Below are 11,695 nucleotides of genomic sequence, written 5' to 3'. Positions count from 1 at the left end.
TATAATGTTATACACTATGAAAGGAATTAATTAATAGTTAATATTTTTTAGTTAGCTTGATTTAAAAAAATGTATGAATATGAAGTTTTGAGAGGAGATTTATTTTTCATGAAGTACAAAGCAATAGCCGCAGGTTTATTAGCAGCAAATTTACTAGCACATCCAATTAGTAGTTTAGCAGAAACGAAGAAATTTCCTGATGTTTCAGATAGTGCGTGGTCGAAAGACGCAATTTATTATTTAGTAGAGAGAAATGTAATTAACGGTATGCCAGATGGTAACTTTATGCCATACGGAAATTTAACACGTGCCCAGGCAGCAAAGATTATCGCAACAGCAATTGGTGCTAAAGTAGATCCGAATGCAAAGCCGTCTTATAATGATGCAAAAAATAATTGGGCAGCTTCATTTATTGCAGCCATGGAAAAAGAGAATATTATTAAAGGGCGAGAACCAGGAGTATTTGATCCTGAAGGAAAAGTAACTCGTGCTGAAATGGCAGCTATGCTTGTAAGAGCATATAATCTGAAAAGCAAAGTAACAGGACCAGTTCCTACAAAATTCGCTGATTTAGAGAATCATTGGGGTAAAGAAGAAGTTAATATTTTAGTAGAATTAAAACTTTCTTTAGGTACAGAGAATGGCTGGAAACCGAATGATTCTATTACGCGTGAACAAGCAGCTCAGCTTACTGCGCAAACAGATAAATTTAGCAAGAATAGTGATCGTCCAGTAGAAACAAAGAAAATGTACATAGATAGAAAATTCATTACATATCACGCACCATCATTAAGTTCTGGGATTAGTGCGAATCAGCATAATCCACAAACGGTAGAAATTAAAGAAGAACGAGATGGATGGATCAAAATTGCAACAAGTAACGGTGATAAATGGACACCTTTAGTAGAGAAAACAGAAGTTATTAATGAAGGATTCACTACTTATGCAGAAGCTTCTTCTTCGTCAAAAGTAATGGGAACACATAACGCACAGCAAGTAACTGTTATTGAAGAGAGCGGCAGTTGGATTCGTATCCGCATGGGCGCTGGTTTCCAATGGGTTAATAAAAATCAATTAAATCCAGTGAAGCAAGGTAACTTCTTAGAAGGAAAAGCGATTATCATTGATCCAGGTCATGGTGGAGTTGATTCAGGTAATCCAGGTTATTATGAGAAAGAAAGTGAAACTGTATTAGATGTATCATTGCGATTACAGAAAATATTTGAGAAAAAGACACCATTTACTGTGTTATTCACTCGTACAGATGATACACGTCCAGGAACAAGTGGTCCTGATTCTTTAAAGAAACGTGTAGAATTTGCTCAAAAAAATAATGGGGATATTTTTGTAAGTATTCATGGTAATGGTACGGAAAAGAAAAATGGACAAGGTACAGAAACATTCTACTATGAATCAGCGACAGCAAGAGGAACAAATCCTAACGTATCAGAAAGTCGTTTATTAGCAGAAAAAATTCAAGAGCGTCTTGTAGATGCACTGGGGACAAAAGATCGTGGTGTGAAAAAAGGCGATTTATACGTAATTAGAGAAAATACAATGCCAGCTGTATTAGCAGAATTAGCATTTGTAGATAATAAAAGTGATGCAGATAAAATAGCTACACCAGCGCAGAGACAAAGTGCAGCGGAAGCTATTTATCAAGGTATTTTAGATTACTATGAAGAAATGGGTAACAACGTGTCTTCTTTCCGTTAATAAATAATAAGAGATTGCCATTGGCAGTCTCTTTTATTTATTAACGTTTCTCTTTATTTCCGGCATATGATATCATTTAATTTTATATACAAAAGAAAAGTATTTGAGTAATTGTAATCATAACAATTTTAAACGATAGAGGATGATAATAGATTGAATAATCATAGTAAAACACCTGCCTGTATATATACGTATGCATTTCGTGAGGAGGAGCGTGCTTTATGTTACTTGGAAATGCGCTCGTTCTTTGGAATGGAGTCCCACGTTAATATTTTAAAAAGTGATGTCAAAATTGACCCGAGTAGAAGTGCGTTTATGAAAGAGCGAATTGAAGTTATGTATGAAGGAGACGACTTAGAAAGTATCTTAAAACAAGTGGAACAAATTGACTTGGCAGGAGCGACGTTCAAAGTCATCTTCGTTAAAATTAATGACCTTGTTGGAGAGAATAAAATTGAATATGGAGAAAGACGTCTTATTGAACGAGACCTCGGCATGCATATTGAAGGAGAAGCGGATGTTCGTAATCCAGAGCGTGTATTCGGGATTGTTCCTCTTGGAGGACGCTGGTACTTCGGGCACTATGTAGAAAGCGAACCAGTTTGGTATCATCACATAAAAAAACCGCATAGTTATTCGACATCTCTTAGCACACGTGTTGCGAGATCAGTTGCAAATATCGCTGTACCAAATCCAGAGGGAGTACGAGCAATTGACCCGTGCTGCGGTATTGGAACAGTAGTAGTAGAAGCACTTTCTATGGGGATTAACATCGTTGGTAGAGATATAAATCCACTTGTAGTTCTTGGAACGAGAAAAAACATCGCACATTTCGGATTTGAAGGAACAGTAACAAAAGGTCCGATCGAGGAAATTACTGAGAACTATGACGTTGCCATTATTGATATGCCATACGACTTATTTACGCATGCCACACCAGAAGATCAGCTCTCCATTCTTTCAAGTGCGCGCCGCATCGCTAAAAAGGTAGTCGTTGTCACGATGGAAACAATGGATGACATGATCCATGAAGCAGGATTTGAAATTACAGATCGCTGTATTACAAGAAAAGGGTCATTTACTAGACAAATTCTTGTTTGTGAATAAGAAAGGAAGGTCACCCGTTTGGGTGACCTTTTTAGTGTAGTTTGATGTGTGATTGATTGGCAGTTTGTAGGCGGCGATAAGTTGATATTGTGATAGGAGAATCTATTACTGTTCTTTTAATTTCTCTTGTTGTGCGATTAATAAATTGCGTAATATGTGCCCGCGGTAACTTTCTAGTTTTCGTCCTTCATGATAGCGCACACCTAATTTTTTTAGTTCAGCTACGTACCAGCCCTTTGTTCCGTAGTACATTGGATCACTTCCTTTTTGCTTTTGAACAGTATATGTTGGGGAGCGAATTAACTTTACATTGAAAATAATAAGACTGGTTGTATCAAGGGGGCCCCCATAACATAGCCTCTGGACAGTGTATAAAAAAATAGACAGTAGTGTATGTTTTTCTAAACAATGCATACAAATTTATACCCTATGCGTTGGCATGATATTTGCAATGAAAAGAGTATCAACGTATAGGGGAGAGATCGAAATGAAGGTTAGTAAAATATATACAACGATTGATGCACACGTATCTGGGGAACCACTTCGAATTATTACGGGCGGAGTGCCAGAAATAAAAGGGGAAACGCAGCTGGAAAGACGCGCGTACTGTATGGAACATTTGGACCATCTTCGTGAAGTTCTGATGTATGAACCGAGAGGGCATCACGGAATGTACGGTTGTATCATTACACCGCCAGCAAGTGCTCACGCTGATTTTGGCGTATTATTTATGCACAATGAAGGCTGGAGTACGATGTGTGGTCACGGTATTATCGCTGTTATTACAGTTGGAATTGAAACAGGCATGTTTGAAGTAAAGGGGGAAAAACAAAAGTTCATTATTGATAGCCCAGCTGGGGAAGTTATTGCGTATGCAACATATAACGGGAGTGAAGTAGAATCTGTATCATTTGAAAATGTTCCTTCATTTGTATACAAAAAAGACGTTCCTATTAAAATAGATGACTATGAATTTCAAGTAGATATCGCGTTTGGAGGAGCTTTTTATGCGGTAGTAGACTGTAAAGAATTTGGTTTGAAAGTTGATTTCAAAGATTTATCTGCTATTCAAATGTGGGGCGGTAAAATTAAACATTATATAGAGAGCAAAATGGAAGTGAAGCATCCACTTGAAGAAGGTTTAAAAGGAATATACGGCGTTATTTTTTCAGATGAACCGAAAGACAAAGGTGCTACGCTACGAAATGTAACGATTTTTGCTGATGGGCAAGTAGATCGTTCTCCTTGCGGTACAGGAACTTCAGCGAGAATCGCAACTCTTTTTGAAAAAGATGCTTTACAAAAGGGAGAAATTTTCGTCCATGAATGCATTACTGACGGGAAATTCGAGGGGGAAGTATTGTCGGTAACCGCAGTAGATACATATGAAGCTGTCGTTCCAAAAGTAACGGGGAATGCCTTTATTACAGGATTTCATCAGTTTGTTGTAGACCCGAGAGATGATTTGAATCGAGGATTTTTGTTAGGATAAGAGGAGGGGGTGGAAAGATATGCTAGTCATAAGCGCGAACGAACAAAGAAACTTAGTAAATATGAATGAAGTTATTGAATACGCGGCGCTTGCTTTAAAAGAATTTTCCGCAGAAAGAACGATTACACCAATAAGAGGCTCATTACCATTTGCGAACGAGCAAAATACGGCATTAATTATGCCTTCAGTAGCGGAAGGACTTGAGGCACTTGGAGTAAAAATAGTAACGGTAGTCCCGCAAAATAAACAGATAGGAAAGAAAACGATCAACGGGATTGTGATGCTATTAGACTTTCAAACGGGAGAACCGCTCGCACTTTTAGAAGGATCGTACTTAACGATGATCCGAACAGGCGCCTTATCAGGAGTAGCGACAAAATATTTAGCTCGTCATAACGCAAAAACTTTATGCATTATCGGCACGGGTGAACAAGCGAAAGGAATTGCTGAAGCAATATTTGCGATTAGAGATATCGAAAAAGTCATCTTATACAATCGCACAGAAGAAAAAGCATATGCATTTGCGCAATATATACAAGAGAAATTAGGCAAACCAGCTTACGTTTACAAGGATTCAAATGAAGCGATACGTGAAGCAGACATCATCGTCACAACTACGAATGCATCCACACCAGTCTTCTCAGAAACACTACAAAAAGGCGTCCACGTAAACGCCGTCGGCTCATTCAGACCGAGCATGCAAGAACTACCATCTCACGCCATCACAAGCGCAAACAAAGTAGTAGTTGAATCAAAAGAAGCAGCACTAGACGAAACAGGAGACCTTCAAGTTCCGATAAAAGAAGGTTTATTCAAAGCAAACGCCATTCACGCTGAACTTGGTCAAATTATAAGCGGAGAAAAAGCTGGACGCGAAAATGATGAAGAGATTACTATTTTCAAATCAGTTGGTTTAGCGGTAGTAGATATTATCGTTGCGAAGTATTTGTATGAGAAAGCGTTGGAGCAAGGAGTAGGGAATAAGATTGAGTTTTGAGACTGCCTTTTGGTGGTCTTTTTTGTCAGGATGGGTGTGCTAGTATTTATAATTGAAGCCTTTTAATATTATATTGAAATATATGAATTCTGCGCGGACATCAAATCATTCATTCAATTGGTATATGAAAAAGTTGCACCTCTAATTATTAGAGATGCAACTTTTTACCATTCACGCCATTCTTCTGTTATATCTTCCTCGGATTCTAAGCCAGCTATTCGTGCTGCTGTATCGATAAATTCATAGAGATCTTCTCTTTCCATTGTTTCGATAAAATGGTCATGTTCGATATTTAATTCATTTAATTTAATAACTACCTCTTTAACAACTTGCATTACTTCGACTTCGGTTGGATTCTCTCCTAATTGCTGTAAATTGTTAATGTAAGTGTCAAGAACTGTATTTGTTGCACTTATATTTTCTTCAGTAAAAAATTCCCCATCTTCATCATACTCAAACCATGAGGTTGTTGGTTTATTTTTTTCAATTCATCAAATGTCATGATAACCTCCTAAACGTGTTTTTTGTCTTTAATTTTATTCTACATTTTCGATCATATAAAACAATCATTTTAGAGGGGGTTTCTGTAAGTTGATAGTTTTTTAACTCATTTTATGAGGCTACTTATTCGTGGTCTTTTTATTTTCTCCTCCGCATAAATATAGTTTATCGCAAGAATGCATTAATAGATTACAAACTTTCTACCTTTGCGAAAAAGTTTGACAATACATACCGGTAGTGGTAATTTAAAACCTATAAGAAAACTCGGTATTAATTCCGAGTTTTCTTATAGGTGTAAATAGTCGAGAGGGGTCGAAATATGAAGAAGAAGTTGTTTGTATTACCATTTGTCCTACTATTATTTATTGCATTAGCTGCTTGTTCAGGGGAAAAAGATTCGAAGCAAGCGGGCACTAGTAAATCAGGGACTCCGAAAGATGGAGGAACGTTAACGATTGGTGTTAGCGATAATCCAGATACGATGAATCCGCTTTATGCGAATGATCGTGTGTCATTAACTGTGCAGCAAGCTTTATATGCGCCGCTATATCATATGGAAGACGGTAAGAAAAAGTTTGTTCTTGCTGAGAGCTTTACGCCTTCAGAAGATCAATTAACTTGGACACTGAAGTTAAAAGATAATTTGAAATGGCATGATGGTAAGAAAATTACATCAGACGATATAGCATTTACATTCCAATCTATTTTAGATGAGAAGCAAAATAGCTCAAGTCGTGAAAACTTTATTTTTAAAGGAAAGCCGCTTGAGGTGAAAAAGGTAGATGAGTTAACCACTCAATTCGTTTTACCACAAGTAAGCGCATCTTTCGAAGGTGTGATGAATGATTTCTTCCCAATTCCGAAACATGTATTTGAAGGGGAAGCAGATTTAGCGAAGAGTAAGAAAAACTTACAGCCTGTAGGATCAGGGCCATTTAAGTTTAAAGAGTATAAATCAGATGAGTACGTTGCATTAGATCGATTTGATGATTATGTAGGTGGGAAAGCTAAATTAGACTCTATCGTATACCGCGTTGTAAAAGACCGTAATACAGCAAATGTTTCACTGCAAAATGGTCAAATCAACATGAAAATGATTGAGCCGCAAGACTTTAAGAAACTAGATAGCACTGGGAACTTCTCAATGGTGACATTCCCTGAAGGTAGATTATTCTACTTATCTTATAACATGAATACTGATCTTATGAAGAAAAAAGAAGTGCGCCAAGCAATTGCGCATGCGTTAGATAAAAAAGAAATGATTAACTCAGCATTCGTTTCGGGTGAATTTGCAGAACCAGCAAATTCAATCTTAACGCCAGACGCTATGTATTATGCGAAAGATATTAAAGACTATAAGTATGATAAAAAAGAAGCGAAAGATTTATTAGCAAAAGCTGGCGTGAAAGATAACGAAAAAGTACGTGTGATGTATGTAACGAATAATAAAATCATGGAAAGCTTAGCGCTTTATACACAACAAAAATTAAAAGAAGTTGGCTTAGAAGTTGAACTAAATGCATTAGATGCTAGTGCAGCAAGTGAAAAAGGCTTAGATAAAGAGAATAAAGAATATGAAATTACATTTGGTGGTTACATAATGGGACCTGAGCCAGATTCATATAAGAGCTTATTCTTAAGTAATGCTGAATACAATTATGCACGATATAAAAACGCTGATTTCGATAAGTTATGGGAAGAAGCTGCAGTTGAGACAGATAAAACAAAACGCGCAGAGTTATACCATAAGATTCAAGAGACAGCTAGAGAAGACGTACCTTATCTCCCAATCGCGTATCCGAAAGCAGTTATTGCAGTAGATAAAAAGTTTGATGGATTAAAAGAAGCGAAAGCAATTCCTGTCACAATGTTTGAAGATCTATCTAAGATTTATGAAGTGAAATAAGAAACAATAAAGAAGCTGGTGGAAATCAGCTTCTTTAGCTTGAGGGGGGAAGTTTGTGTATAAAGTAATTGCGAAGAGGCTTTTAAATGCAATTCCGCTTTTATTTGTTATTTCTATTATTTCTTTTCTATTAATAAAACTAGCACCGGGGGATCCAGTTCGAAACTTTGTAACGCCAAATATGAGTCCAATTGATGTGGAGCGTATTCGCAAAAGTTTAGGACTAGATCAACCAATTTACGTGCAGTATTTTTTATGGTTAAAAAACATTTTAACAGGAAACTTTGGTTACTCACTTCAAAATCATCGTCCTGTTTTGGAACTTATCACAGAAAGATTACCTGCAACAATTGGATTAATGGGATCATCTTTACTCGTCTCATTCGTAATCGCAATACCGCTTGGACTATTTACAGGTGTGAAAAAGAATTCATTCTTTGACCGCATTGGAAACTTTATTTCATACGTTGGTATTTCTATGCCGGTTTTCTGGTTTGCACTACTATTAGTCTACTTATTCTCTTTAAAATTGAACCTACTTCCGAGTATGGGTATGCGCACCGTAGGTAAAGATTCTGTCTGGGATATTGTGCAACACGGTATTTTACCTTGCATGGTGTTAGCGTTCCAAAACGTATCTGTTTATATGAGATATATTCGTTCAAGTACGATTCAGCAATTAGAAGAAGAATATGTACAAATTCAATATGCGTATGGTGCTTCAAAGAAAACAGTGTTATTTAATCACGTACTTCGAAATGTATTAATACCAATCATTACAATTTTCGGATTATCGATTCCAAGTTTAGTAGGCGGAGCGTTCATTACGGAAACAGTATTTTCATGGCCGGGTCTTGGTTCACTTGGGGTAAATGCTATTTTTAGATTTGATTATCCGATTATCATGGCAATTACATTACTATCATCATTCATGTTAATTCTCGGTAACTTAATTGCTGATATTTTATATGGCGTAGTAGATCCGCGCATTCGAATGAGGGGGTGATTTGGAATGAATAGTAGGAGATTTCAAACGATAAAACATAGTTTTACGAAAAATAAGTTTGTTGCAATGGGAGTTATTATACTTGCGATTTTAACGGTCGCATCAATTTTCGCATTCGTATCGCCGTACGATTCTAGCAAAATGTCGATTCCAGATCGCTTACAAGAAACGAGTATGAGTCATCCTTTCGGAACGGATGATTACGGAAGGGATTACTTAACGAGAGCGTTATATGGCGGACGAGTTTCACTTGCGGTCGGTTTCCTTGCGATGGTTGTTTCTATTACAATCGGTACTGCAGTTGGAACAATTAGCGGGTATTTTGGCGGAAAGTTAGACAACTTTTTAATGCGAGTTGTTGAAGTGCTTATGTCAATTCCATCATTCTTTTTAATGCTACTATTAAATGCGTATTTAAAACCAGGAATTACGACGTTAGTTCTTATTATCGGATTACTAACATGGATGGACACCGCCCGTATCGTAAGGGCAGAAACGTTATCTGTAAAAGAGCGTGAGTACGTTTTATACGCAAAAGTATCAGGACAAAAATCACTTATGATTATTGTAAGACATATCATTCCTAACATTTTATCAACCATTATTATCGCCGCGACATTAACGATTGCGACATCGATTTTAATGGAATCATCACTTAGTTTCTTAGGTTTAGGTATTAGAGAACCAGATTCTTCTTGGGGCAGCATGCTAAACAATGCGCAAGGATATATTGGTGAAGCTTGGTATTTAACGCTCTTCCCAGGATTCCTTATCCTTTTAACGGTACTGAGTTTTAACGTAATTGGTGAAGCATTGAAGAAAGCTTTCGCACCAAAAGGAGCCGGACATGAAAACTAAAGTGTTAAGTGAAAGGAGTGAGAAGCGTGTCTGAAAAACTACTAGAAGTGAAAAATTTAAAAACTTCTTTTTTCATAGAAAGTGGCGAAGTTGAAGCGGTTCGCGGTGTTACATTTCGCTTAAATAAAGGAGAAGTAGTCGGTATCGTTGGGGAATCTGGAAGCGGGAAGAGTGTAATGGCGAAGTCTGTTATGTCTCTCGTTACGTCACCAGGAAAAGTGAAAGAAGGGGAAATCCTTTTTCATAATGAAAACATACTTTCTAAATCTGAAAAAGAATTGCGTTCTATTAGAGGAAATCAAATTTCACTTATCTCTCAAGACCCAATGTCAGCGCTAAATCCGGTCGTGAAAATTGGGAAACAAATGACGGAAGTAATTATACGTCATCAAAAAGTGAAAAAGAAAGAAGCAGAGCAGATCGCGATCAACTTGTTAAAACAAGTTGGCCTTTCGTCACCAGAAGAAAGCGTAAAACAATATCCGCATGAACTAAGCGGTGGTATGAAGCAGAGGGTTATGATCGCAATGGCGATGTCTTGTAATCCGGACCTTCTTATTGCTGACGAACCGACGACGGCACTTGATGTAACGATACAGGCGCAAATACTAGATTTAATGAAAAACTTAAAGAACGAAACGAATATGGCGTTACTTCTTATTACGCACGACTTAGGAATTGTCGCGCAAAACTGTACGCGCGTCATCGTTATGTACGGCGGGCTTATTATGGAAGAAGGACCTGTACTTGATATTTTCCAATCGCCGAATCATCCATATACGAAAGGGCTATTAAACTCTCTGCCAAAAATAGCGAACGGCGTAAAAGAAAGACTCGCTCCTATTCAAGGTGTAACACCAAACTTATTAAACCCGCCACAAGGTTGCCCATTCGCAGAGCGTTGCCCGCATGCGATGGACATTTGTGAAAAAGAACGTCCGCCATATTTTGAAGTCGGAAACGAAAGACGTTCCATGTGCTGGTTAAACGATAAGACAGTAGGTGATTCACATGCATGAAGAAAACTTAATTGAAGTTCGGAACTTAAAAAAGTATTTTCCTATTAAAAAAGGACTATTTGGCAGAAAAACAGAGCAATTAAAAGCAGTCGATGACTTAAGCTTTACAATTAAAAAAGGTGAAACATTCGGGTTAGTAGGAGAATCTGGCTGCGGGAAATCAACGACAGGAAGAAGCATCATTCGTTTACACGACGTCACTTCAGGTAACGTTTTATTCGACGGAAAAGATATCGCAAGTTTAAAGGAAAGTGAACTAAAAGAATATCGAAAAAGAATGCAAATCATTTTCCAAGATCCATACGCATCATTAAACCCGGCAATGAATGTATTCCAAATTATTAGCGAACCGATGAACATTCACGGTTCTTACGAAAAAGAAGAACAAAAAGAAATCATTTTAGACCTTCTGAAAAAGGTAGGATTAAAAGAAGAACACTTATATCGCTACCCGCACGAATTTAGCGGGGGCCAGCGCCAGCGCATTAGTATCGCGCGCGCACTATCTGTAAAACCAGACTTTATCCTATGTGACGAACCAATCTCAGCACTCGATGTCTCAGTCCAAGCACAAGTCGTAAACATGCTGCAAGACATCCAAGAAGAAACAGGAGTCACATACTTATTCATCGCACATGACCTATCTATGGTAAGGCACATATCAGACCGAATCGGAGTCATGTACTTAGGAAACATAGTAGAAATTGCCGACAGCGAAGACCTATACACAAAACCGGCACATCCATACACACAAGCACTACTCTCATCCATGCCAGAACCAGATCCAACAAACATAGGAAAAGAACGGATCATCCTAGAGGGAGAAGTACCAAGCCCACTAAACTCACCATCCGGCTGCAAATTTAGAACGCGCTGCAAATTCGCCACTGAAAAATGCGCACAGGAAGTACCGAAGATGGTTGAGATTGCGAAAGGGCATGAAGTGGCTTGTCATTTGTTTTAGAGGGAGAGCACTAGGGGGACCTGGTGCTTTTTTGTTTTGTGTTGGGGTGTGGGAATGGTTGTAGACTAATGGTCAGTGATTGTTTATAGTTGCATTTCCTGTTATATAATTTTCCTTATTTTTCAACTA

10 protein-coding genes and 1 pseudogene are annotated in these 11,695 nt (G+C 37.7%); 9 read left to right on the top strand and 2 right to left on the bottom strand.

What is annotated here, in order from left to right:
- Positions 1-108: 108 nt before the first annotated feature.
- Entirely contained in the window at positions 109-1,716 is a 1,608-nt protein-coding gene (locus ACUN13_RS10780) for an N-acetylmuramoyl-L-alanine amidase (RefSeq protein ID WP_025687938.1), read from the top strand.
- A 153-nt stretch (positions 1,717-1,869) separates the two neighbouring features.
- Positions 1,870-2,823 carry a TRM11 family SAM-dependent methyltransferase gene (locus tag ACUN13_RS10775; protein WP_001059319.1) on the top strand — a complete coding sequence of 318 codons (954 nt, stop codon included), beginning with the start codon at positions 1,870-1,872 and terminating at the stop codon, positions 2,821-2,823.
- A gap of 105 nt (positions 2,824-2,928) precedes the next feature.
- Here ACUN13_RS10775 and ACUN13_RS10770 read toward each other — a convergent pair whose 3' ends face one another.
- Positions 2,929-3,204: a YflJ family protein gene (locus ACUN13_RS10770; protein ID WP_445423783.1), complete on the bottom strand. Its 276-nt coding sequence runs from the start codon at positions 3,202-3,204 to the stop codon at positions 2,929-2,931.
- A gap of 106 nt (positions 3,205-3,310) precedes the next feature.
- On the opposite strand from ACUN13_RS10770, the gene ACUN13_RS10765 reads away from it, so the two are divergent.
- Both ACUN13_RS10765 and ACUN13_RS10760 read left to right on the top strand, forming a co-directional pair.
- The gene (locus ACUN13_RS10765; RefSeq protein WP_257115882.1) at positions 3,311-4,315 is read left to right on the top strand and encodes a proline racemase family protein; all 1,005 of its coding nucleotides are present in this window, start codon (positions 3,311-3,313) and stop codon (positions 4,313-4,315) included.
- 19 nt (positions 4,316-4,334) lie between these two features.
- Complete coding sequence (locus ACUN13_RS10760; RefSeq protein ID WP_025687940.1) at positions 4,335-5,312, top strand: ornithine cyclodeaminase family protein; 978 nt, start codon at positions 4,335-4,337, stop codon at positions 5,310-5,312.
- Positions 5,313-5,476: 164 nt separating this feature from the next.
- On the opposite strand, the pseudogene ACUN13_RS10755 reads toward ACUN13_RS10760, so the two are convergent.
- Positions 5,477-5,814: pseudogene (locus ACUN13_RS10755) on the bottom strand (hypothetical protein).
- A 318-nt stretch (positions 5,815-6,132) separates the two neighbouring features.
- Here ACUN13_RS10755 and ACUN13_RS10750 point away from each other — a divergent pair.
- Genes ACUN13_RS10750 through ACUN13_RS10730 form a run of 5 tightly spaced genes read left to right on the top strand, consistent with a single transcriptional unit; the run spans position 6,133 to position 11,566 of the window.
- The gene (locus ACUN13_RS10750) at positions 6,133-7,719 is read left to right on the top strand and encodes an ABC transporter substrate-binding protein (RefSeq protein WP_257115883.1); all 1,587 of its coding nucleotides are present in this window, start codon (positions 6,133-6,135) and stop codon (positions 7,717-7,719) included.
- A 55-nt stretch (positions 7,720-7,774) separates the two neighbouring features.
- The gene (locus ACUN13_RS10745; protein WP_445423774.1) at positions 7,775-8,725 is read left to right on the top strand and encodes an ABC transporter permease; all 951 of its coding nucleotides are present in this window, start codon (positions 7,775-7,777) and stop codon (positions 8,723-8,725) included.
- 6 nt (positions 8,726-8,731) lie between these two features.
- Positions 8,732-9,583, top strand: coding sequence for an ABC transporter permease (locus ACUN13_RS10740; RefSeq protein WP_342761677.1), 852 nt, complete (start codon positions 8,732-8,734; stop codon positions 9,581-9,583).
- A gap of 26 nt (positions 9,584-9,609) precedes the next feature.
- Positions 9,610-10,602 (top strand): ABC transporter ATP-binding protein, encoded by a 993-nt coding sequence (locus ACUN13_RS10735; RefSeq protein ID WP_445423773.1) that lies wholly within the window; start codon positions 9,610-9,612, stop codon positions 10,600-10,602.
- The gene (locus ACUN13_RS10730; RefSeq protein ID WP_000544129.1) at positions 10,595-11,566 is read left to right on the top strand and encodes an ABC transporter ATP-binding protein; all 972 of its coding nucleotides are present in this window, start codon (positions 10,595-10,597) and stop codon (positions 11,564-11,566) included. Before ACUN13_RS10735 ends, ACUN13_RS10730 begins: the two co-directional genes overlap by 8 nt.
- The last annotated feature ends 129 nt before the right edge of the window (positions 11,567-11,695 follow it).

Source organism: Bacillus cereus group sp. Bce041 (assembly GCF_052646455.1).
The sequence above is the reverse complement of the archived record's forward strand: the minus strand, read 5'-3'. Positions and strand labels throughout refer to the sequence as shown.

Excerpts from the sequence above, each read along its gene's own strand:
- ACUN13_RS10740 (WP_342761677.1), top strand. The coding sequence starts at position 8,732 with ATGAATAGTAGGAGATTTCAAACGATAAAACATAGTTTTACGAAAAAT.
- ACUN13_RS10780 (WP_025687938.1), top strand. The coding sequence starts at position 109 with ATGAAGTACAAAGCAATAGCCGCAGGTTTATTAGCAGCAAATTTACTA.
- ACUN13_RS10730 (WP_000544129.1), top strand. The coding sequence starts at position 10,595 with ATGCATGAAGAAAACTTAATTGAAGTTCGGAACTTAAAAAAGTATTTT.
- ACUN13_RS10760 (WP_025687940.1), top strand. The coding sequence starts at position 4,335 with ATGCTAGTCATAAGCGCGAACGAACAAAGAAACTTAGTAAATATGAAT.
- ACUN13_RS10765 (WP_257115882.1), top strand. The coding sequence starts at position 3,311 with ATGAAGGTTAGTAAAATATATACAACGATTGATGCACACGTATCTGGG.
- ACUN13_RS10750 (WP_257115883.1), top strand. The coding sequence starts at position 6,133 with ATGAAGAAGAAGTTGTTTGTATTACCATTTGTCCTACTATTATTTATT.